The organism is Cryptosporangium aurantiacum (genome assembly GCF_900143005.1).
GTDB classification, from domain to species: Bacteria; Actinomycetota; Actinomycetes; order Mycobacteriales; family Cryptosporangiaceae; genus Cryptosporangium; species Cryptosporangium aurantiacum.
The window spans coordinates 80,153-102,531 of the sequence record NZ_FRCS01000002.1 but is presented as its reverse complement, the minus strand read 5'-3'; the positions used below and the strand labels follow the sequence as shown (position 1 = coordinate 102,531).

General features: G+C 72.0%; 19 protein-coding genes. 11 read left to right on the top strand and 8 right to left on the bottom strand.

Going from position 1 to position 22,379, the window contains the following annotated elements:
- Positions 1-58: 58 nt before the first annotated feature.
- A complete protein-coding gene (locus BUB75_RS07320) occupies positions 59-481 on the bottom strand; it encodes a cupredoxin domain-containing protein (RefSeq protein ID WP_073253199.1) in 423 nt (140 codons plus the stop codon).
- Complete coding sequence (locus BUB75_RS44100; RefSeq protein ID WP_218617359.1) at positions 478-2,853, bottom strand: Dyp-type peroxidase; 2,376 nt, start codon at positions 2,851-2,853, stop codon at positions 478-480. Before BUB75_RS44100 ends, BUB75_RS07320 begins: the two co-directional genes overlap by 4 nt.
- Before the next feature lie 112 nt (positions 2,854-2,965).
- Here BUB75_RS44100 and cbiE point away from each other — a divergent pair, with 112 nt between their 5' ends.
- Positions 2,966-4,192 carry a precorrin-6y C5,15-methyltransferase (decarboxylating) subunit CbiE gene (gene cbiE, locus BUB75_RS07310; RefSeq protein WP_073253196.1) on the top strand — a complete coding sequence of 409 codons (1,227 nt, stop codon included), beginning with the start codon at positions 2,966-2,968 and terminating at the stop codon, positions 4,190-4,192.
- The gene (gene cobM / locus BUB75_RS07305; RefSeq protein ID WP_073253193.1) at positions 4,189-4,929 is read left to right on the top strand and encodes a precorrin-4 C(11)-methyltransferase; all 741 of its coding nucleotides are present in this window, start codon (positions 4,189-4,191) and stop codon (positions 4,927-4,929) included. Before cbiE ends, cobM begins: the two co-directional genes overlap by 4 nt.
- Here the strand turns inward: cobM and BUB75_RS07300 are convergent.
- Positions 4,926-5,969, bottom strand: a complete 1,044-nt coding sequence (locus BUB75_RS07300) for a cobalt-precorrin-5B (C(1))-methyltransferase (RefSeq protein ID WP_084740412.1) — start codon at positions 5,967-5,969, stop codon at positions 4,926-4,928. The genes cobM and BUB75_RS07300 overlap by 4 nt on opposite strands.
- Positions 5,970-6,001: 32 nt before the next feature.
- Here BUB75_RS07300 and BUB75_RS07295 point away from each other — a divergent pair, with 32 nt between their 5' ends.
- Together BUB75_RS07295 and BUB75_RS44095 are read left to right on the top strand one after the other, a co-directional pair.
- Positions 6,002-6,760, top strand: coding sequence for a cobalt-precorrin-6A reductase (locus tag BUB75_RS07295; RefSeq protein WP_073253187.1), 759 nt, complete (start codon positions 6,002-6,004; stop codon positions 6,758-6,760).
- Positions 6,761-7,204: 444 nt separating this feature from the next.
- A complete protein-coding gene (locus BUB75_RS44095; RefSeq protein WP_218617358.1) occupies positions 7,205-7,708 on the top strand; it encodes an endonuclease domain-containing protein in 504 nt (167 codons plus the stop codon).
- Here BUB75_RS44095 and BUB75_RS07285 read toward each other — a convergent pair.
- Genes BUB75_RS07285 through BUB75_RS44890 form a run of 3 tightly spaced genes read right to left on the bottom strand, consistent with a single transcriptional unit; the run spans position 7,696 to position 11,074 of the window.
- Positions 7,696-9,276, bottom strand: coding sequence for a precorrin-2 C(20)-methyltransferase (locus BUB75_RS07285; protein ID WP_073253179.1), 1,581 nt, complete (start codon positions 9,274-9,276; stop codon positions 7,696-7,698). The genes BUB75_RS44095 and BUB75_RS07285 overlap by 13 nt on opposite strands.
- Positions 9,276-9,911: a precorrin-8X methylmutase gene (locus BUB75_RS07280; protein ID WP_073253176.1), complete on the bottom strand. Its 636-nt coding sequence runs from the start codon at positions 9,909-9,911 to the stop codon at positions 9,276-9,278. Before BUB75_RS07280 ends, BUB75_RS07285 begins: the two co-directional genes overlap by 1 nt.
- The gene (locus BUB75_RS44890; protein ID WP_073253173.1) at positions 9,908-11,074 is read right to left on the bottom strand and encodes a hypothetical protein; all 1,167 of its coding nucleotides are present in this window, start codon (positions 11,072-11,074) and stop codon (positions 9,908-9,910) included. Before BUB75_RS44890 ends, BUB75_RS07280 begins: the two co-directional genes overlap by 4 nt.
- Before the next feature lie 121 nt (positions 11,075-11,195).
- On the opposite strand from BUB75_RS44890, the gene cobN reads away from it, so the two are divergent.
- Positions 11,196-14,819: a cobaltochelatase subunit CobN gene (gene cobN, locus BUB75_RS07270; protein WP_073253170.1), complete on the top strand. Its 3,624-nt coding sequence runs from the start codon at positions 11,196-11,198 to the stop codon at positions 14,817-14,819.
- Here the strand turns inward: cobN and BUB75_RS07265 are convergent.
- On the bottom strand, positions 14,816-15,118 hold the full coding sequence (locus tag BUB75_RS07265) for a hypothetical protein (protein ID WP_073253167.1): 303 nt from the start codon (positions 15,116-15,118) through the stop codon (positions 14,816-14,818). The two genes, cobN and BUB75_RS07265, sit on opposite strands and share 4 nt — an antisense overlap.
- A 170-nt stretch (positions 15,119-15,288) precedes the next feature.
- On the opposite strand from BUB75_RS07265, the gene mtnK reads away from it, so the two are divergent.
- From mtnK to BUB75_RS07240, 5 genes are all read left to right on the top strand, one after another.
- Positions 15,289-16,494: an S-methyl-5-thioribose kinase gene (mtnK, locus tag BUB75_RS07260; protein ID WP_073253164.1), complete on the top strand. Its 1,206-nt coding sequence runs from the start codon at positions 15,289-15,291 to the stop codon at positions 16,492-16,494.
- On the top strand, positions 16,491-17,531 hold the full coding sequence (locus tag BUB75_RS07255; RefSeq protein ID WP_073253162.1) for a translation initiation factor eIF-2B alpha/beta/delta subunit family protein: 1,041 nt from the start codon (positions 16,491-16,493) through the stop codon (positions 17,529-17,531). The genes mtnK and BUB75_RS07255 overlap by 4 nt, the downstream gene beginning before the upstream one ends.
- Complete coding sequence (gene mtnC, locus BUB75_RS07250; protein ID WP_073253159.1) at positions 17,528-18,250, top strand: acireductone synthase; 723 nt, start codon at positions 17,528-17,530, stop codon at positions 18,248-18,250. The genes BUB75_RS07255 and mtnC overlap by 4 nt, the downstream gene beginning before the upstream one ends.
- A gap of 95 nt (positions 18,251-18,345) precedes the next feature.
- Positions 18,346-18,882 (top strand): methylthioribulose 1-phosphate dehydratase, encoded by a 537-nt coding sequence (mtnB, locus tag BUB75_RS07245; protein ID WP_084740737.1) that lies wholly within the window; start codon positions 18,346-18,348, stop codon positions 18,880-18,882.
- Between the two features lie 136 nt (positions 18,883-19,018).
- On the top strand, positions 19,019-20,575 hold the full coding sequence (locus BUB75_RS07240) for an HNH endonuclease signature motif containing protein (RefSeq protein WP_073253155.1): 1,557 nt from the start codon (positions 19,019-19,021) through the stop codon (positions 20,573-20,575).
- Positions 20,576-20,659: 84 nt separating this feature from the next.
- On the opposite strand, the gene BUB75_RS07235 is transcribed toward BUB75_RS07240, so the two are convergent.
- Positions 20,660-21,526 (bottom strand): helix-turn-helix transcriptional regulator, encoded by an 867-nt coding sequence (locus BUB75_RS07235; RefSeq protein ID WP_073253153.1) that lies wholly within the window; start codon positions 21,524-21,526, stop codon positions 20,660-20,662.
- 101 nt (positions 21,527-21,627) lie between these two features.
- Here BUB75_RS07235 and BUB75_RS07230 point away from each other — a divergent pair, with 101 nt between their 5' ends.
- Positions 21,628-22,371, top strand: coding sequence for an SDR family oxidoreductase (locus BUB75_RS07230; RefSeq protein WP_073253151.1), 744 nt, complete (start codon positions 21,628-21,630; stop codon positions 22,369-22,371).
- Positions 22,372-22,379: the final 8 nt, after the last annotated feature.

Genomic DNA, 22,379 nt, shown 5'->3' with positions numbered 1-22,379 from the left:
CTGGTGGGCCCTCACTGATCGAGGTTAGGTGACGACGGGCAGTAAGTGAAGGCTGCCCTTACTGCGTTATCTCCAGCACGCCGCGCATGCCGCTCTCCGCGTGGTAGAGGCATGGGAACGGGTACTCGCCGGGCTTCGAGACCGTCACCCGCAGCACCGCGGTCTTGCCCCCGTTGATGTTGCCCGCGGTCGCGGACGCCACCGTCATGTCGTGCGGCGTCACGCCGACGTTCTGCAGGCGGAACTCGACCACGCCCGGCCGGGCGGTCACCCGGTCCGGGACGAACTTCAGGTCGTCGGTCAGGTTCACCGTGATTCGTTGGACGCCGTCCGGCCCGGCCGTCGCGACCACCGCCGGCGACGCCGTCGTGGCCGCCGTCACCGGTGCGTCCGACCGCCCGATGCCACCGGGGCCGCCCTCCGGGCCCCACGAGGCGCAGCCCGCGGTGAGGAGCACCAGCGCCAGGACGCCCCGCTTCACCGGCCCACCTCGTCGAAGAGACGCTGGCCGAGGAACTCGCCGGTGGCCACGCCGCCGGGCATCGCGAACAGCGCGCTGGTCTCGTGCCGGGTGAACGCGCTCAGCCGGTCGTGACCGGCGATCAGGTTCTGCTGCACCGGAATGAAGCCGGTCCGCGGATCGGCCTGCCAGGCCAGGAAGATCAACCCCGCCTCCACTCCGCCGCCCGGCTGCGGGTCGGCGAACGAATATCCCCGCCGCAGCATCGCCGCGCCCCGGTTGAACGCGGCGGTCGCGAGCCGCATGTGGGAATCCGCCGGGATCATCAGCTCGCCGTCGGATCCGCGGCGCCCGAAGTTCGCCGGTGTCGTCTCCACCCCGCCGGACAGCGGCGCCCCGCTGGCCTTCTTCCGGCCGATGACCTGCTCCTGCGCGGCGACCGGGAGGTCCTCCCACTCGTCGAGCAGCATCCGGATCCGGCGGACGACGAGGTACGACCCGCCGCGCATCCAGCCGTCGTCGGCGACGAAGACCGTCTTGCCGAACGTGGCCTCGCTGGGTTTCGGGTTCTTGGTGCCGTCCAGCTGGCCCATCAGGTTCCGGACCGTCGCGCCCTCGTTCGTCGTCACGCCGCGTCCGCGGGTGAATCCGGCGAACTGCCAGCGCGGGGTCGCCACACCGGCGGCGAGCTGTTCGAGCGTCCGGAGCGCCGAGAACACGACCACTGAGTCGTCGGCCGCGACCAGGACGCCGAGGTCGCCGTTGCTGCGGGTGGCGTCGAGGGTTTCGCCGGGGAACGCCGGGAGCGGTGTCAGCGCTTCGGGACGTGCGCCCGCCGGGATGTCCGCCTTGCCGAACAGGCTCGGGCCGAAACCGACGGTGATCGTGAGGCCGGCCGGGCCGCTGTCCGCGGTCATCGTGTCCGTGCGGTCACCGGCGGGCCGTCCGGCGGTCAGCGCCTCGGCGGCGGTGGTCCAGCGCTGGAGCAGCGCACGCAGTGCGTCGGCGTCGGCGCCGGGGACCAGGTCGAACGCGGCGATCCGGGCGTGTGACTGCCGCTGCACCGGGGTCGAGATGCCGGCCTGGCGGGCGCCGCGGAACGGCACGATCCGGTCGCCGACCGAGCCGAGCGGCACGGTGGTGGTTTCCGGCGCGGCGGCTGTCGGCTGGTCGGAGCTCGCGGCGAGCTGCAGGCCCGCCCCGGCCACGGCCCCGGCGCCCCCGGCCACGGCCAGCCCCACGGCTTGCCGCCGACTGATCCGAACCCCCCGCGGCCCAGCCCCAGCCTCGGACACGGTCTCGGCCGCGGGCACGGCCTCAGGCACGGCCGCGGCGGCTTCTGGGGCGGCGTTCAGTGGGACAACGCGCTGCCCATGGCGTCCGCGTAGTAGTTGCAGAGCTAGGGCGCCGACCAGGCCGAACCCGACCCCGAGGCCGACCACGACGGTGAGTCGGTCCACCCCGAGAGGAAGGACCGTCGGCGCGGACGAGCGCCAGAAGACCGGCAGGTCGGCGATGCCGGACGCGATCGCGACGCAGACCCCGAAGACCGCTGCGGCCCACGGACCCGCGTCCCGGCGACGCACGAGCAACCAGACCGCGACCCCGCCGATGCCCCAGACCGCGACCTGCGGCCCCAGCGACGCCACGGCGCCGCGCCCCTCCAGCAGCGTCGCGCCGAAATTGTGGACGACGTCCGCGACCACGATCAGCGCCACCACGCCCCCGAGCACCGGAAGCGCCCACCGCCGCCCGAACGCCACCACCAGCGCAGGCACCACGAGCAACACCGCCGCGGCCGCGAACCACCCCCACGGGGCCGGTCCGGGCACCCAGGCGAGCGTGCCGGAGCCGGTCAGCAGCGTGCCGCCGTGGTCGAGGGTGACCGTCCAGCGGCTGATCTCGTGGAAGTCGTCGGGCGCCTGGCTGACCACCGGCGGGAGCGTGGTCTGCATCCAGTGGGTGCGGTGGTCGTGCCAGCGGAAGACCTGGTCACCGGAGATCTTCCGCCACTTCGGCGCCTTCTTGGGGTCGGCGCTCTCCGGGACGGTGGTAACGCCGTAACGGTCGGTGTTCAGGTAGTAGGCGGGCGAGTACTCGTTCACGAAGACGCCGTCCGGCCCGACCCGCGCGTACGGCTCGTTCTGGTACCCGCGCACGACGACCGGCGTGTCCGTGGTGTCGCGCAGCTCCAGCCTGCTGCCGTTCTCCACCACCCGGAGTTCGACGCCCGGCACGCCGGAGAACTGCTCCAGCGTGGTGCGGAAGTTCGTCGCGCCGACGCCGCCGACGGTGTGCGCCGCGGCCGGTCCGGCGCCGATCCCGAGCAGCGCGATGACCAGCACGGCGAGCACGGCGGCCCGGCGGAGCCAGGGGGAGGAACCTGCGATCACGCGAAGTCAGTCGCTCGGACGTGGCCAGAAGTTCCCTCGCGAGCGAGACAGTCGTCACTGCCTCGACAGGCGCTGGCGGGCCTGCTCCCGTGAGGGATTACGGTTTGCTGCCGTGACCTCCGACTTTCCCACCGAAGTGGTGACGGTCGTCGGTATCGGTGCCGACGGCTGGGCCGGGCTCGGAGACCCGGCGCGCGACGCCCTGCGCGCAGCCGAGGTGGTGTTCGGCAGCCGGCGTCAGCTCGGGCTGCTTCCGGCGGACGTCGAGTGCGAGCGCGTCGCGTGGCCCCGGCCGATGATGCCGGCGATCCCGTCGCTGCTCGCGGCCAACGCCGACCGCCGGATCGTGGTCCTGGCCAGCGGTGATCCGATGTTCTTCGGAATCGGGAGCACGCTGGTGCGCCAACTCGGCGCGGACCGCGTGCGGGTGATCACGCATCCGTCGTCGATCTCGCTCGCCTGCGCGCGGCTGGGCTGGCCGGAGGAGCGGGTCGAGATCGTCAGCCTCGTCGGGCGTCCGGTCGAGCGGCTGCACACCGCGATCCATCCCGGGCGGACCGTGCTGGCGCTGAGCGCCGACGGGACGACGCCCGGCCAGGTCGCCGCGCTGCTGACCGCGCGCGGTTACGGCGCCAGCCCGCTCACCGTGCTCGAGCACCTGGGCTCGTCGGCGGAGGCGTCCCGGACCGTGCTCGCCTCCGAGTGGGCAGGCGAGATCACCAGCTCGCTGAACGTGATCGCGATCGAGTGCGTCGCGTCGCCGGACGCCCCGCTGTTCCCGCTGGTCCCCGGCCTGCCGGACGAGGCGTTCGACAGCGACGGGCAGCTGACCAAGCGGGAGGTCCGGGCGATCACGCTGGCCCGGCTCGCGCCGGTTCCCGGTCAGTTGCTCTGGGACGTCGGCGCGGGCGCGGGCAGCATCGCGATCGAGTGGCTGCGGACGCATCGCTCGTGCCGGGCGATCGCGGTCGAGCACCGCCCGGACCGGGCCGCGCGCCTGTCCGGCAATGCGGCGGCCCTCGGCGTCCCCGGGCTCACGGTCGAGGTCGGATCGGCTCCGGGTGCGCTCGCCGGGCTCGAAGCGCCGGACGCGGTGTTCATCGGTGGTGGGGTGACCGTGCCCGGCACCGTGGAGGCCTGCTGGAACGCGCTGAAGCCCGGCGGGAGGCTGGTGGCCAACGCGGTCACGATCCAGTCGGAGGCAGCGGTCGCGGACTGGCACGACAAGCTGGGCGGCGACCTGACCCGCATCGCGATCAGCCGGGCCAAGCCGGTCGGCGGGTTTCTCGGGTGGAAGCCGATGATGCCGGTGACACAGTGGGTGGTGACCAAACGATGACCGTGCACTTCATCGGAGCGGGTCCGGGCGCCGCGGATCTGATCACGGTGCGGGGGCGCGCGCTGATCGAGGCGTCGCCGGTGTGCCTGTACGCCGGTTCGCTGGTGCCGGTCGAATTACTGGCGTGGTGCCCTTCCGGCGCGCGGCTCGTCGACACGGCGTCACTCAACCTCGACGAGATCATCGCCGAGTGCGCGGCGGCTCATTCGGCCGGCCTGGACGTCGCCCGGCTGCACTCGGGCGACCCGTCGGTGTTCAGCGCGATGGCCGAGCAGATGCGCCGCCTGGACGCGCTCGGCGTGCCGTACGACGTGACGCCGGGCGTTCCGGCGTTCGCAGCGGCAGCCGCGTCGCTGAAACACGAGTTGACCGTGCCCGGAGTGGGGCAGACCGTCATCCTCACCCGGACGTCGGCGCGCGCCACGCCGATGCCGCCGGGGGAGGACCTGGCCACGCTCGGCGCGAGCCGGGCCACTCTCGTCCTCCACCTGGCGGTGCAGCGGATCGACGCGGTCGTGGCGGAATTGATCCCGTCGTACGGCGCGGAGTGCCCCGTCGCGGTGGTGGCCCGCGCGAGCCGGGACGACGAGGTGATCCTGCGCGGGACGCTCGGCGACATCGGTGCGTCGGTGCGGGAAGCGGGCATCGTCCGTACCGCGGTGATCATCGTGGGGGCCGTGCTGAACGCGTCGGAGTTCTCCGACTCCCACCTCTACTCGGCGTGCCGGGAGCGCTAGGCCCTGCCCACGATGGTTCCGGCGCGGTCGATGACCACCACATCGGTGGTCACGGGGGCGCCGCGGAGGACGTCGTCCGCGGTGGCCTTGGCCTTTTCAGCGACCAGTCCGCCGAGCGGTGGGTAGAGCTGCAGGGCTTGGAGTGCGGTGTTCGCGTTCTGTACTTCCTGGGCCGTGGCTGGGTCCGGAACCAGCGATGCGAGGAACCCGAAGTCGACCTGGGACCGCTTGGAGTGCAGGTCCAGGTGACCGGCCGCCAGCTTCGCGAGCTTCCCGATCCCGCCGGCGATCGTCAGCCGCGGCACCGGATGCCGCCGCAGGTACTTGAGCACGGCTCCGGCGAAGTCGCCCATGTCGAGCAGGGCGTCCTCGGGCAGGTCGTACAGCTCCGCGGCGACCTTCTCGGACGTGCTGCCGGTGCAGCCCGCGACGTGCTGGTACCCCGCGGCCCTGGCGACGTCGATCCCGCGCCGGATGCTGTCGATCCAGGCCGAGCACGAGTACGGCACGACGATGCCGGTCGTGCCGAGGATCGACAGCCCGCCCAGGATGCCGAGCCGCGGGTTCCACGTCTTCTTGGCGATCTCTTCGCCGTTCTCGACGCTGACCTCGATCTCGACGTCGCCCGTGCCGTGGTGCTCTTCGGCGACGCGCGCGATCGCGTCGCGCATCATCTGCCGGGGGACCGGGTTGATCGCGGGCTCGCCGACCGGCAGCGGCAGGCCGGGTTTGGTGACGGTTCCGACGCCCTCGCCCGCCCGGAACGTGACGCCGGTGCCGGGCAGCCCGTGCCGCACGGTCGCCCGGATCAGCGCTCCGTGCGTGACGTCCGGGTCGTCGCCGGCGTCCTTGATCACACCCGCGGTAGCGCTCTCGTCCGCGTGTTCCTCGATGGCCAGCGCGAAGCTCGGCTGCTGACCCTTGGGCAGCGTGATCCGCACCGGGTCGGGGAACTCCCCGGTGAGCAGCGCGGTGTAGGCGGCAGTGGTGGCGGCGGTGGCGCAGGCGCCCGTCGTCCAGCCGTACCGCAGTTCGCTCACACCTCCAGCATGCCAACTACGCTGGTGAACTCGTGACAGGCGTCCTGATCCTCGGCGGCACCGGTGACGCGCGTCGCCTCGCGTCCGCGCTCGCCGGGTCGTGCCGCGTGGTCAGTTCGCTGGCCGGACGGGTGCGGGAGCCGCTGCTGCCACCGGGCGAGGTGCGCATCGGAGGCTTCGGCGGAGTGGCGGGCCTCGTCTCGTATTTGCGGTCGGAAGAGTTCGACGCGGTCGTCGACGCGACCCATCCGTTCGCGGCGCAGATGACCCTTCATGCTGTTGCCGCGTGCTCGCGCCTCGGTGTTCCGCTGCTGGTGCTGCAACGTCCGGGTTGGGTGTCGGTTCCCGGCGATCACTGGGTGCGGGTTCCTACGCTTGCGGACGCCGCTGAGGTACTGCCGTCGCTCGGGCACCGAGTGTTGCTGACCACGGGGCGCCAGGGGGTTGGCGTGTTCGCGGGGAGTGACCAGTGGTTCCTGATCCGTACCGTGGACCCTCCGTCCGCGGTGTTGCCACCGCACTCCGAGGTGCTGTTGGCGCGGGGCCCGTTCACGCGCGCGGACGAGGTGGCGTTGCTGCGTTCGCGCCACATCGACGTGGTCGTGACCAAGGACAGCGGCGGCAGTGCCACGTACCCGAAACTCGAAGCCGCCCGAGAGTTGGGGCTGCCCGTCCTCATGGTCAACCGCCCGCCCCTGCCGGCGGGGGTCGACACCGTGGCCACTCCTGAGCAAGCCATGGGGTGGCTTGCAACTAAGAGTGGTGTGGGCGGGTGCCCACACCACTCTTAGATGTCGCCCGCCGGCTGTGGACATCGCTGCGAGCACCGCAGGGTTCGCCAGGGTGGCCGAATGGGAACCCACCCGCATCAACCAGCCGCGCTGCGTCGGGGACCGTTCCGGGGCTCGGACGCGGTCCGGGCCGGCCTGGTGACGAAGAATCAGCTCCGCGGTAAGTCATGGATTCAGTTACACCGAGACGTCTATGTCGCTGCTGATTTGGGCGACTCCTATCGGCTGCGATGTCAGGCGGCGGGACTGATCCTCCCCGAGGGAGCAGCCCTCACTGGGCGGTCGGCGGCGTGTCTGGACGGGCTGCCACTGGGCGAGCTCGGGGACTCCGTGCACGTCATCGCGCCGCCCGGGACGCGAATGCGCCGACGCGGGTGCCGCATCGTGCGCACTCCCTGGCTGCCTCCGGGGCACATCCGTCCCGGCAGCGACCCCCCGGTCACCGTGTCTACCCGGACCGCGTGGGAGATCGCGTCCGAGCCAGATCTCATCGAGGCGGTCGTCGCGCTCGACGTGCTGTTCAGGGCGAAGCGTCCGCGGCGCGAGGCGATGGACAGCTGGGTCGCGACGTTCCCGGACAGCCAGGCCGCGAAGGCCATCACCCTCGCCGACGCCCGCGCGGAGTCCCCGCAGGAGTCCCGGACCCGCGTCCAGATCACGCTGGCCGGCTTCCCGCCGCCGACGCCGCAGCACAAGGTCGTCGTGAACGGGCGCGTGATAGCCCGTCTCGACCTGGCATGGCCGGACGCGAAGGTCGCGGTGGAGTACGACGGCATCTGGCACGCGGACGCGCAGCAGCTCCGCTCGGACCGGGCGCGCCTCAACCAGCTGATCGACGCCGGGTGGACCGTGCTCCACCTGACGAGCCTCGACCTCAAGGACCCTGCCCGCTTCGCCGCCTTCTGCGGTCAGCTCCGTGCGGCGCTGACGAGGGGTCAGGCCGGGTAGCGGCGGGGGGTGTAGACGGTGTGGCCGTCGGAGCGGGATTGGGACGACCCCACGATGAGCAGCGTCCGCATGTCGATCTCGGACGGGTCGAGGTCCGCGAGCCGCACCACCCGCACGCTCTCCGTCGGCCCACCGACGTCCCGCCCGATCACCACCGGCGTGTCCGCTTCCCGGTGCTGCAGCAGCAGCTCCTTCGCGTCCACGATCTGGTGCCTGCGGCTCTTCGACGCGGGGTTGTAGATCGCGATCACGAAGTCTGCCGCCGCCGCCGCGGCCAGCCGCTCGGAGATGATCTCCCAGGGTTTGAGCCGGTCGGACAGCGACAGGATGCAGAAGTCGTGCCCGAGCGGAGCACCCACCCGGCTGGCCACGGCCTGAGCGGCAGTGATGCCCGGCACGACCCGCACCGCGACGTGCTTCCAGCGGGGTTCCTCCGCCACTTCGAGCACCGCCGCGGCCATCGCGAACACGCCGGGGTCCCCGGACGACACGACGGCCACCTTCGAGCCGCGCGACGCCAGGTCCAGCGCGAACGCGGCCCGCTCGGCCTCGACCCGGTTGTCGGACGGGTGGCGCCGCTGGCGGGGGTTGGCGGGGACTCGGTCGAGGTACGGCCCGTACCCGACGAGGTCGTCGGCGGCGGCGAGGGCGGCCTGCGCCTCGGGGGTCTGCCAGTCGCGGCCACCCGGCCCCAGCCCGACGACCACGACCTCCCCGGCACAGTCCACGGCCCCGGAAGCCAGGCCCGCAGTCAGCCCCGGCGCCGCGGCCGGGTCGGCGACCCCGGTCACGCCCGGTGCCGCGGCCGACTCGGCGACGCCGCCCGCGCCCGGCTCCGCGTCCAGGCCCGGCGACAGGCGGCTCGGGAGCACCGCCATCGAGAAGTACGGCACCGTCTCCGGGTCGACCTCGGCCAGCGGCACGACCCGCTCGGACGACGTCGTGGCGCGCTCGACGTACCAGGCCTCGTCCAGCCGGCCCGCCTCCGAGAGCGCCTCCCGCACCGCCCCGAACGTCCGCCCGAGCTTCATCACGACCGCGGGATCAGAACCGTCCAGCCGAGCCGCCAGCGACGCCACCGGCAGCGTCCCGGGCAGTACGGTCAGCACCTCGTCGCGTTCCACCAGCGGACGACCCATCGCCGCCGACGCCCCGCTCACCGACGTCACGCCCGGCACCACCGTCGTGGGGTACCGCGAGCACAGGCGCTTGTGCAGGTGCATGTACGAGCCGTAGAAGAACGGATCACCCTCGGCGAGCACAACGACGTCCCGACCGGCGTCCAGATGCGCCGCCAGACGCTCGGCCGCCGACGCGTAGAAGTCGTCGAGCGCGCCCTGGTACCCACCCGGGTGGGACGTCGTCTCGGTGGTGACCGGGTAGACCAGCTGCTCCTCGATCTGCCCCTCGCGCAGATACGGGGCGGCGACCGAGCGCGCGATGCTGCGTCCGTGCCGGGCGCTGTGGTACGCGATCACTTCGGCGTCGGAGATCAGCCGGGCCGCCTTGACGGTGACCAGCTCGGGATCGCCCGGTCCGAGACCGACGCCGTACAAACGACCGCTCATCACTCTTCCTCGCTGGCCAGCGCGTTGAGCGCACCGGCGGTCATCGCGCTGCCACCCCGGCGTCCGCGCACGATCAGGTACTCCAGCCCGAGCTCGTTGGCTGCCAGGGCGTCCTTCGACTCGGCGGCGCCCACGAAGCCCACCGGGATGCCGAGCACCACGGCCGGCCGAGGCGCGCCCGCCGCCACCATGTCCAGCAGGTGGAACAGCGCCGTCGGCGCGTTGCCGATCGCGACGACCGAGCCCTCCAGCCGATCGCGCCACAGTTCGAGCGCCGCCGCGCTGCGGGTGGTGCCCAGCGACGCGGCCAGCGACGGCACCGCAGGATCACCCAACGTGCAGATCACGTCGTTGGCGGCGGGCAGGCGCCGACGCGTCACCCCGGACGCGACCATCTGCGCGTCACAGAGAATCGGCGCGCCGTCCCGCAGGGCCTTGATCGCCGCGGGCACCGCGTCCGCGGAGTACGCCAGGTCGTCGACCAGGTCGACCATGCCGCAGGAGTGGATCATCCGAACCGCAACGCGGGCCACCTCGGCCGGGAGACCGGAAAGGTCGGCTTCGGCTCTGATCGTGGCGAACGACTGGCGATAGATCTCCGCGCCGTCGCGGATGTAGTCGTACTGCCCGGTCACGCGTTTTTCCTCCTGGCTGCCGCGACGAACGCGGGTAGCTCTTCGACGCGGACGTTCTCGCCGTCCACCTGGTATCCGTCGCCCGTGGCCAGCACGTCGACGTGTGCGCCCGCGGGATGTCCGCAGCGCCGTTCGCACCCCACGAAGTGCACGGGGAGCACCCCGGACGAAGGCAGCGTGACGCCGAGCGCGACCGACGCGTCGGCGCGGACGTCCGCACGCGACTTCGCGCAGCCGGGCAGCCCGGTGCACGCGGTCGCGGTGGCCCACGGGGACGCGGGGTCGGTGACCAGCCCGGCGTCGGCCAGGGCCGCCAGCGCCGAGGCGTCCACGCCCAGTAGCACCACACCCCGCCACGGAGTGACGATGATCTCGTCGCGCGCCACCGCCCCGATCCGCGCCATCTGCGCACCCGTGAGGCGCCCCAGCGGCGCCACCGCGGCCACACCGCCCGGCACGGCCCCGATCGGACCCGACTCGACGGCGGCCGGCCCCACGACGTCCGGGGCGGACAACAGCAAGCCCAGGGCGTCGGCCACCCTGGCGGCGACGCGCGCCGGACCGTCGTCCAACTCAGTGAGACGCCAGGCCCGGGAGGCCTGAGCCGTGCGCTCGGCGAGAAACCCCCGCGCCGCGGCGATCAAGGCCGGAACGGCCTGGCCGACGGAGACCCGCAGACCGCGGTCGACGCCCGCCAGCAGCACCGGAGCCGGGTCGGAGCCCAGCAGCACGGTCACGTCCGCACCCAGGCCCGCCACGTCGCGCGCGGAATCCACCGCGAACAGGAAACGCCCTGGCAGCTCGGCCAGGTCGGGTGCGGCGCACAGGTCCCGGTCGAGTTCGGTCACGACCGAACGCACGTCGCCGGTCGGCGAGGCCACGATGTTCCGCACCCGTTCGTGCGTGGCTGACGGCAACAATCCGGCGGACGCCAGGCGCGCGGCCAGTGCGGCCGGGTCGGTGACGCCCCTGATCTGGACGTTGGCGCGGGAGGTCAGCTCGATCGGGGCGTACTCCTGTAGCGCAGCCCACTGGGTGAGGCTCACCACACCGCCCGGCACCCGGATTCGCGCCAGACCACCGTCAGCGGCCTTGTGCACCTGGAGCGCACCTGGGCAGCTGTCGGCTGCCAGGCGGCGCGGAACGGGCACGGCGGTGGGCATAGCCGGATGCTACGTGCCGCATGGGTGATGGCAATTCGCCCACGTGACGGGAGCGGTTCTGGTCACCGTGGCCCCCTGGGATGATGGGCGGGCGACAAACGACGCCGAGTGAGGACCCTGCGTGATTCTGCTGCTCTCGACCTCCGACACGGACCTGCTCTCGGCACGGGCGAGCGGAGCGCCGTACCGCCTGGCCAACCCGGCGCGGACGAACGTTGGGGACCTGCCCGCGCTGCTCGACGGCGTCGACCTGGTCGTCGTCCGCATCCTCGGTGGGCGCCGCGCGTGGGAAGAGGGCCTGGACGCGCTGCTGGCCGGTCCGCAGCCGGTCGTCGTGCTCGGTGGGGAGATCGCGCCGGACGCCGACCTGATGCAGCTCTCCACGGTGCCCGCCGGTGTCGCGGCGGAGGCGCACGCGTACCTCGCCCAGGGCGGGGCGGCCAACCTCGAGCAGCTCCACCATTTCCTGAGCGACACGGTCCTGCTCACCGGCCTCGGCTTCGCGCCCCCGGAAGAGACCCCCACCTGGGGAGTCCTCGAGCGCGCTTCCAGCTCAGCCAGCGGATTGAAGCCCGACCGAGGCGCGTCGGAAACCCGGCGTCCAGTCATCGCCACCCTCTATTACCGGGCGCACCATGTCGCGGGGAACACCGCGTTCGTCGAGGCGCTGTGCGACGCGATCGAGGACGCGGGCGGGCAGGCGCTCCCGGTGTTCTGCGCCTCCCTGCGCACCGCCCCGCCCGAGCTGCTCGCCACGCTGGAGCGCGCCGACGCCCTGGTCGTGACCGTGCTGGCCGCCGGCGGCACGAAGCCCGCCACCGCGAGCGCTGGCGGCGACGACGACGCCTGGGACGTGGGGGCGCTAGCCGCGCTCGACGTCCCGATCCTGCAGGGTCTCTGCCTCACGAGCAGCCGCGAGACCTGGGCGGCCAACGACGACGGCCTGTCCCCACTGGACAACGCGACCCAGGTCGCGATCCCCGAGTTCGACGGCCGGATCATCACGGTCCCGTTCTCGTTCAAGGAGATCGACGCCGACGGGCTCACCGTGTACGTCGCCGACCCCGAGCGCGCCGCCCGGGTGGCGGGCATCGCGGTGAAGCACGGTGCGCTGCGGCACATCGAGTCCCAGGACAAGCGGGTCGCGTTGATGCTGTCCGCGTACCCGACGAAGCACGCCCGGGTGGGCAACGCCGTGGGTCTCGACACGCCTGCGTCGGCCGTGAAGCTCCTGCAGGCGCTGAAGGACGCCGGGTACCAGGTCGGCGACCTGCCGGGCGTCGAGGCGCAGGACGGCGACGCGCTGATCCACGCGCTGATCAAGGCAGGCGGCCACGACACCGCCTGGCTCACCGAGGAGCAGCTCGCGGCGAACCCGGTGCGTATCCCGGCGGCGGCGTACCAGGCGTACTTCGACTCGTTGGACGCCGGGCTCCGGGAGAAGATGCTCGAGCACTGGGGCCCGCCTCCGGGCGAGCTCTACGTCCACGACGGCGACATCGTGCTGGCCGCGCTCCGGGGCGACAACGTCGTGGTGATGATCCAGCCGCCGCGCGGGTTCGGTGAGAATCCGGTCGCGATCTACCACGACCCGGACCTGCCGCCCAGCCACCACTACCTGGCCGCCTACCACTGGCTGGCCGCGGAGTTCGGCGCGGACGCGGTCATTCACCTGGGCAAACACGGCAACTTGGAGTGGCTGCCCGGCAAGACCGTCGGGATGTCCGCGGCCGACGGATCCGACGCCGCCCTCGGTGACCTGCCGCTGATCTACCCGTTCCTGGTCAACGACCCGGGCGAGGGCACCCAGGCCAAGCGCCGCACGCACGCGACGCTGGTCGACCACCTGGTGCCGCCGATGGCCCGCGCCGACTCGTACGGCGACATCGCGCGGCTCGAGCAGCTGCTCGACGAGCACGCGAACATCGCGGCGCTCGACCCGGCGAAGCTGCCCGCGATCCGGGCCCAGATCTGGACGCTGATCCAGGCCGCGCGCCTCGACCACGACTTGGGGCTGGACGACCGTCCCCACGACGCCGAGTTCGACGACTTCCTGCTGCACGTCGATGGGTGGCTGTGCGAGGTCAAGGACGTCCAGATCCGGGACGGCCTGCACGTGCTGGGCGCGGCACCGTCCGGCGAGGCCCGGGTGAACCTGGTGCTGGCGATGCTGCGCGCCCGGCAGATGTGGGCCGGGCAGGTCGCGGCGCTGCCCGGTCTGCGGGAGGCGCTCGGGCTCTCCGAGGCGGGTGACGAGGCACGGACTGACGTCGATGCGATCGACGCGCTAGCGCGCTCGCTCGTGGCGGAGATGGAGGTCCGCGGGTGGGATCCGTCGGCGTCGGCCGAGGTCACTACGTCAATTCTGGACGCGACGCCGGGCGCCGCCGCCGGCGCTGACCGGGTGCTCGTCACGCGGGTGCTGGAGTTCGCGGCGAACGAGGTCGTGCCGCGGCTGAGCAAGACCACGGACGAGCTCACCCACGTGCTGCACGCCCTGAACGGCGGCTACGTGCCGGCCGGCCCGTCGGGCTCGCCGCTCCGTGGCCTGATCAACACGCTCCCGACCGGTCGCAACTTCTACTCGGTCGACCCCAAGGCGATCCCGAGCCGCCTGGCGTGGGAGACCGGGTCGGCGATGGCCGACTCGCTGCTCGCCCGGTACCGCGCCGACACCGGCGAGTGGCCGCGCTCGGTCGGGCTCTCGATCTGGGGCACGTCCGCGATGCGCACCGCCGGCGACGACATCGCCGAAGTGCTGGCGCTGCTCGGCGTCCGCCCGGTCTGGGACGAAGCTTCGCGCCGGGTGAACGGGCTCGAAGTCATCCCGCGGGACGAGCTCGGCCGGCCTCGCATCGACGTCACGATCCGGATCAGCGGCTTCTTCCGGGACGCGTTCCCGCACGTCGTCGCGATGCTGGACGACGCCGTGCAGCTGGTGGCGGCCCTCGACGAGCCGGACAACTACGTGCGAGAGCACGTGCAGGCGGAGCTCGAGACCCACGGCGATTCCCGGCGCGCCACCATGCGCCTGTTCGGCTCGAAGCCGGGCGCCTACGGTGCCGGGCTGCTCCAGGCGATCGACAGCCGCACCTGGCGCGACGACAAGGACCTGGCCGAGGTCTACGCGGTCTGGGGCGGGTTCGCGTACGGACGTGGCCTCGACGGCGTCCCGGCCCGGCCGGACATGGAGAGCGCGTACCGGCGGATCAACATCGCGGCGAAGAACGTCGACACGGCCGAGCACGACATCGCCGACTCCGACGACTACTTCCAGTACCACGGCGGCATGATCGCGACGGTCCGCGCGCTGACCGGCACCGCGCCCAAGGCGTACATCGGCGACAGCACCCGCCCGGACGCCGTCCGCACCCGCAGCCTGCACGAGGAGACCGCACGGGTGTTCCGCGCCCGGGTCGTCAACCCGCGCTGGATCGAGGCGATGCGCCGACACGGCTACAAGGGCGCGTTCGAGCTGGCCGCGACCGTCGACTACCTGTTCGGCTACGATGCCACGGCGGGCGTCGTCGCGGACTGGATGTACGAGAAGCTGGCGGGCACCTACGCGCTGGACCCGGAGAACCAGAAGTTCTTCACCGAGTCGAACCCGTGGGCGTTGCACGCGATCACCGAGCGCCTGCTCGAGGCGGCGAACCGGGGCATGTGGGAGCACCCCGCCGCCGAGACCCTGGAGGCCCTCCAGGACCTTTACCTCGCAACGGAGGGTGACCTCGAGGATTCTTAGCGGGCAGCGCGGTCGCTGAACCGCTGGATCGGGTCGACGATGTTGAGCAGCGTCGAGCTGCACTCGGCCATGGCCGTCTGCACCGCCCGCAGCTCGTCGGCGGACGGCCCGGCCACGTCCTCGACCGCCTTCGCCATCTCGGCCGCCGAGGACGCCAGGTGCAGGGACGTCACCGCCAGCGCCCGCAGGATCGCCGGGGCGTCGACCAGGACGTCGGACTGCAGCACCCGCGCCAGGGCCGCCGCGTCGTTGCTCAGGGCGTTGGCCAACTCCGTGACGGCGTCCCGTGCGACGTTCATGCAGCGATAGTGCCTCGTGCCTGCTACACCGCGCGCCCCTCAAACGGAGGGCATAAGCCGCGAATCCGACCGTGTGTCCGGGAGGTGGGAGGCGCCCTGGGCGGTCGGCGCCGGACGAGGGAGACTGCATACGTTCAGCGCTGACCAGCAACGACGCACGAAGGAGCCCGATGAGCCAGGCGGTGGTGCTCGAACCCGCTGAGGTCTGGGCCTATCTGGTCAGCCGGGAGCTGTTGCCGGCCGATGCCCGGGGCGCGGTGCGCGAGGTCGGCGACGGCAACATGAACCGGGTCTTCCTCGCGATCCCGGACGACACGGCGATCCCGAGCCTCGCAGTCAAGCAGGCGCCGCCGTGGATCCAGCGGCTCGGCCCCTCCGCCCCGATGAGCCCGGAGCGGGCGCTGATCGAAGCGCGTGCCCTCCGGACGTTCGCCGAGTACGCCCCTCGGCAGACACCGCGCGTCCTGGACGTCGACCCCACGCGGTTCGCGTTCACGATGGAGGACCTCTCCGACCTCACGGTCCTGCGTACGGCGTTGAACGACGGCGCTTCGCTGGGCCGCACGTCCGCGGAAGTGGGGGAACTCGTCGGACGGGTCACGTTCGCGACCAGCGTCGCCGGCGCGACGCCGCAGGCCCGCGCCGCGCTGATCGCCGACTCGGTGAACCCGCTGCTCGCCGAGGTGACGCTCCAGTACCTGCTCGGCGACCCGTTCGTCGCCGCCGAACACAATCACCACCACCCGGCGCTGGGGGCGGCCGTCGAATCACTCCGCCGTGACCCCGCGGTCCGCACCGAGCTCGCCGCGCTGCGAGCCGCGTTCGGCGCGAAGACACAGGCCCTCGTCCACGGCGACCTGCACAGCGGCAGCGTCATGGTCGGCGTCCGCGACGGCGAGCCGGTCGTCCGGGTGATCGACCCGGAGTTCGCGATGGTCGGTCCGATCGGCCTCGACCTCGGCCTGTACATCGCGAACGTGGTGATCGCGGCGCTCCGTTCGTACGCCACGGGCGCCACCGCACGGGGGGCCGCGCATCTCGCAACCGTTGCGGACTGCTGGGACGCGTTCTGTGCCGCCTGGCGCGACGGCTGGCCCGGCCGCGTCGACCCGCTGCTCGACGACGGCTGGCTGCTGCGTGAGCTGCGCGATACCTGGCGCGACACGCTCGGTTACGCCGCGGTCGAGCTGGTCCGGCGCGTGGCCGGCTATTCGCACGCGTCCGACCTGGAGACGCTGCCCGACCCCGGCCCGGCGTCGGCGGTCGTCCTCAGCCTCGGCCACAAACTCCTGGTCGACCGGGAGATCTGCGGTAGCCGTCCGGATCCCCGCGCGCTCGCGCGCCTCGTCAGTACCTCGTGGGAGGCCCAGCAGTGAGGCCCGTGCTCGACGACAGCGTCCGCCTGACCGACGAGGGCGTGCGGATCCTCGACCGTCGCGTCTTCCCCGGACGTCAGGAATGGGTGCTCGCCCGCTCCGCGGGCGAGGTCGCGACCGCGATCCGAGGCATGGTCACGCAGAGTTCAGGGCCGTTCTACGCCGGCCTGGCCGGCCTGCGGTTGAGCGCGCGCCTGCACCGGGGTGGCCCGCTGGCCACTGCCTTAACTGCCTTGGCGGACGACGGTCAGCTGCTCACCGCCGCGCGCCCCACCAACAACCACGTTCGGGACGCCGTCCGCGAGGTGCTCGCCGCGGTTGCCGCCGCAGGGCCGGGGACGCCCGAGGAACTGGCCGAGCTCGTCGAAGCCGAGACCGCCCGGCTGGAGGCCGCGTACCGGGGCGGCAGCGCGGAACTGGGGCGCCTCACCGCTGGGCTGCTCCCGGACGGCGCTCGCGTGCTCACCCACTGCTGGATGGACGCGTACCTGATCGGGCTGGTGCAGGAGGCGTCGCGGGCCGGGCGACAGTACGAGTGGGTGGTCACCGAGACCCGCCCCTACCTGCAGGGCGCCCGGCTGACCGCGCACACGCTGGCCGAGATGGGTCAGTCGCTGACGCTGGTCACCGACTCGACCGCGGCGGCGGTCCTCGCCGGTCAGTCCGCGCTCGGCCGGGTCGACGCGCTGGTCACCGCCGCCGACCGGGTGACGATGGACGGGCACGTGATCAACAAGGTCGGGACGCTCGCCCACGCCGTGGCGGCGACCGCGTTCGACGTGCCGTTCTTCGCGCTGGTGCTCGCGCCGGATCCCACCGCGGCCACCGCGTCCGACGTCGTGATCGAGGAGCGCGACGGCGCGGAAGTGCTGTCCACCCTGGGGGAGCGCACCGCGTCACCGCTCGTCGAACGCGGCTACTACCCCGCCTTCGACGTCACACCGCCCCGGTTCGTCCGCCGGATCGTCACCGACCGGGGCGTCTTCGAGCCGACTCGGGTCGGCGAGTACCACTCGATCAGCAAGGAGCTTGCATGACCGCGCACCCGACCTGGACCGCTCGGGTGGTGATCCTCGACATCGAGGGCACCACCAGCGCCGCCGGCTTCGTCCAGGGTGACCTGTACGACTACGCCCGGCCGCGGCTCCGTTCGTGGATCTCGTCGCACGCTTCAGACCCCGCGATCGTCGCCGCGGTCGCGGCCACCCGCTCCGAGGGCGGCCTGGCGGACGACGCCGATCTGGACGCCGTAGTCGCGGTGCTGCACGGCTGGATGGACTCCGACGTCAAGGCGACCCCGCTGAAGACGATCCAGGGCCAGATCTGGGCGGCCGGGTTCGCCGCCGGTGAGCTGCGGTCGCACTTCTTCGGCGACGTCGTCCCGCAGCTGCGTTCGTGGCACGACCGCGGTGTTCGGCTCGCGGTGTTCTCGTCCGGGTCGGTCGCCAGCCAGGTGCCGTGGTTCCGGCACGCCGACGCCGGCGACCTGACGCCGATGATCGAGGCGTACTTCGACACGGTCAGCGCCGGGAGCAAGCGCGAGGCGTCCTCGTACGAGAAGATCGCGTCGGCGCTGGGTGTGCCCGCGGGGGAGGCGCTGTTCCTCACCGACCTGCCGGCCGAGCTGGACGCGGCCCGCACCGCCGGTTGGCAGGTGATCGGCGTCCGCCGTGCTGGGGAACCCAACGCTGAGGCGGACTTCGGCGACCACCCGGTCGTCGAGTCGTTCAGCGAGATCGACGTGGTGGCGTCGTGAGCGGGCCCGACTATCGGACGGACTTCCGCGGGGTCCTGGAGGGGGCAGGCAAGGCGTTGGCCGCGGAGTCCGCGCGGTTCGCCGGTATCGGCTGGATGCGCGGGACCTCGGGCAACCTCTCGATCGTGCTCAACCGGAACCCGCTGCGGCTCGCGGTCACCGTCAGCGGCCTCGACAAGGGTGAGCTGACCAGCTCCGATGTTGTTGTCGTCGACGAGTTCGGCCGGGCGGTCGATGAGCAGCCGCGCCCGGACCTGATCCCGTCGGCGGAGGCCGAGCTACACGCCCGCGTGGCGTCGCTGTCAGGGGCCGGCGCCGTCGTGCACGTCCACGCGCTGCAGGCCGTACTGGCGGGCCACTGGTGGCCGGACGGCATCGAGCTGCGGGACCTGGAGATGCTCAAGGGCATCGGGCGGCTGGCTCACGACGAGACCGTCACGATTCCGGTGGTGCCGAACTCGCAGGACATGAAGGTGCTCGGGGACGACGTCGCCAACGTGTTCGACCCCGGGGTGCCCGCGGTGGTGGTGGCTCGGCACGGGATGTACGCCTGGGGGCGTGACCTGCTCCAGGCCCGTCACCACACCGAGATCGTCGAGTTCCTGCTCCAGTTCAAGGTCGAGACGCGCTAAGCGGAGGCGGCTCCGCCCTGGTGAGCGGCTAGCACGGATGCGGCCGGTGGGCTGAGTTTCCACCGGGGCTCCGGCATCGGCGTATCGGCTGTGGATACCGGATTGCTGGCCGTACATGCGTGCGACGGTTCGAGGCATGAGCGGTAACGGGGTGGCGGAGCGGTTGGCCGGAGTTCCGGTCGGGCCGGCGTTGGCGGCGGTACTCGAGGAGCTGACGCCGGTGCGGTATCGCGCCGGTGATGACGTGCGGGAGGTGTTCCCGGACAACACGGAGCAGGTGCTCATCGCCCAGGCCTGGCAGAAGGTCGTGGCGTGGAGCGAGGCCGGATTGAACCGGGCCGTCCTCTCGATCACCGGGAACCAGCTCGGTCCGGAGGACGAGGATTGGGGTCGTGAGGAAGCCGCCGCGGCTCTGCGCTGGAGCGCACAAGGCACCCACGAACGCACGATCGTCGCGCGTGCTCTCGCGGGCCGGTTGTTCCTGACCGGTCGTGCACTCGCGGAGGGCCGGATCACCTACCGCCACGCCGCGGAGATCGTGGAGCGCCTCGAGCCCCTGGACGACGACAAGGCCGCCGAGGTTGAGGAGGGCTTGCTCGCCGCGGCACGGTCGAAGACCCCCGCGCAAGTGGGACGCCTGGCCCGAAAGGCAGCGCTGAAAGCCGATCCGAAGGGGGCGGAGAAGCGAGCCAAGAAGGCACGGAAGGGCCGCCGGGTCGACTTCTACGCCCTCGCCGACGCCATGGCCGAGATGCGAGCGATCCTTCCCGCCGCGGACGCGGCTCGGGTCCGGGCCGCGTTGGACCGAATCGCCGGCCGATCCCGTAGCGAAGGCGACGATCGATGGATCGACGCCCGGCGCGCCGATGCCCTCGTGGCGCTGACCGAGCTCGGACTCCTGACGGCCGATGGCGCCCTACCGCTTCCCGAGGAACTCGCCACGGCGAACGGCTCGGCCAAGACTGGGTCCGAGCCCGAGCCCGAGCCCGAGCCCGAGTCCGAGACCGAGTCCGCGCCCGAGGCTCAGGCCGCCTGCGGTATCCGGGGTTTGCCGCAGCGATGCATCGACCTCATCCGCACCGTGCTGGCCGGCAAGCGGGCCACCCCGCCCCGCGTCGCGCTCACTGCGCCGTTGTCCACGGTGCTCGGAGGTTCCAACTCACCGGGGGATCTCACCGGGTACGGCCCGATCCCGCCCAGCATCGTCCGCGAACTCGCAGCCTCCGGGCGTTGGGAGAAGTGGGCCACCGACCAGAACGGAGTTGTCACCGACCTGGGACGCTCCACCTACCGGCCCACCGCAGAACTCGCTGATCTGGTCCGGGCGACCTACCCGACCTGCATGTTCCCCGGATGTTCCCAACCGTCCTACCGGTGCGACCTCGACCACACCGTCCGGTTCGTCGATGGTGGACAGACCAGCGCCGCGAACCTGGTTCCGTTATGTCGCCGGCATCACCGGGCGAAGGACGAAGCCGGCTGGAAGCTTCACCACGACAGCGACACCGGGATCTGTACCTGGACCAGTCCGGTCGGGCGCACCTACACAGTGGATCCGCCCACCCATGACAACGACGAAGCAGCGCCCTCCGGCCCACCCGCCGACTGGACGGTTCCGCTGGAGCCCACACCCGTGGTGGCCCCGCCCGTGACGCCGCCGAGCGATGATCCGGACGAACCGCCACCGTTCTGAACACCACGTCCCGGTCACCGGGCCTCCGTTCCAGGGAGGCCCGGCATAACCGCGTGCCGTGAGCACTGCGGCGTGCCCTGCGGCTCAGGCGGACGTGTTCGCGGCGGTCGCACTCCCCGCGGAACGCCGGTCGTCGGCGGTAAGGCGGAGGAAGATCTCGTGTGTGGGGGAGCCGGGCTCCGCGCAGTAGACGATCAGCCGCTGACCGGTTTCGGGGATCTGCAGCACCTGACACTCGAACTCCAGCGGCCCGAGCTCCGGTGAGACGACGCGCTTGACCAGCCGACGCCGCTCCTCGACGTCGTGCGCCGCCCACAACTCGGCAAACAGCGACGACGTCCCGAGCAGCTCGGTGACCAGGCTTTCGAGACCCGGGTCGCCGGGGTACCTGGCGTAGGCGGCGCGCAGATCAGCGATCGTCGAGCGGGCGAACGCGAGCGTCGTCTCGTCGCTCCAGTGTGGGTCGTCGGACGGTCGGCGGAACATCCACCGCACCATGTTCCGGTCGTCCTCCGGCACCGACGAGAGATCGCTGATGAAGTGCGTCGCCAGGTCGTTCCAGGCGAGGACGTCGTACTTCGCGTCGACCACGTAGGCGGGGACCTCCGTCAGGCTCGCCAGGAGATACCGGATCGCCGGGGTCAGCTCGCGGACCGGGCTGACCACGGTCGGCGGACTCTCGCCCGCGACGCGGAACAGGTAGTCACGCTCGTCGCGGTTGAGCATCAGCGCCCGGGCGAGCGCGGACAACACCTGCCGGGACGGGTTCGGCCCCCGGCCCTGTTCCAGCCGGATGTAGTAGTCGACCGACATCCCGGCCAGCTGCGCGACCTCCTGGCGACGCAGGCCCGGCGTACGGCGGCGGACGCCATCCGGCAGCCCGACGTCGCTCGGCTGCAGGCGAGCTCGCCGGGCGCGCAGGAACGCGGCCAACTTCTCGCGCGGGTTCATGCCTCCAGCGTGCCCCAGGCTGGGCACCCGCGGGTGGTACCGCCGATACCAGGTTCGGCCGGTCTCTGCCGCCCGCGCCGCCCGGGGCGGAGGGTCGGGGCATGACACAGATCGCACTCATCACCGGAGCCAACCGGGGCATCGGCTACGAGACGGCTCGCCTGCTCAGCGAGCGCAAAATGACCGTGCTGCTCGGAGCACGCGACGAGACGCTGGGACGCAAGGCGGCGGAGACGCTAGGGGTGACGTTCGTCCAGCTCGACGTCACCGACGACGCGTCGATCCGGCGGGCCGCCGAGTGGGTGGACGCCGAGTACGGGCGGCTCGACATCCTGATCAACAACGCCGGTCTGATCGGAGACGTGGCGGCGGCGCGCGGCCTGCCGAGCGGCGTCACCCGGGAGTCGCTGCACCAGGTCTTCGACACGAACGTCTTCGGCGTGGTCGCGGTGACGAACGCGTTCCTGCCGCTGCTGCGTCGCGCCGACGCCGCCCGGATCGTGAACGTCTCCAGCGAAGTCGGGTCGATCACGGCGGTGAGCGACCCGGAGAACCCGCTCTACCAGCTGACCGGGATCCCGTATCCGGCGTCGAAGACCGCGCTGAACATGGTGACCGCGATGTACGCGAAGGAGCTGCGAGACACCCCGATCAAGGTCAACGCCGCCAACCCCGGCTACTGCGCGACCGACCTCAACGAGCACGCGGGCTTCCGGACGCCGGCGCAGGGCGCGTCGGTGAGCGTCGAGCTGGCCACCCTGCCCGCGGACGGGCCGAGCGGTCAGCTCTGGGGCTCGCTCACGCTGGTCGACGGCACGGACACCAACGGCGTCATCCCCTGGTAAGGATGGTA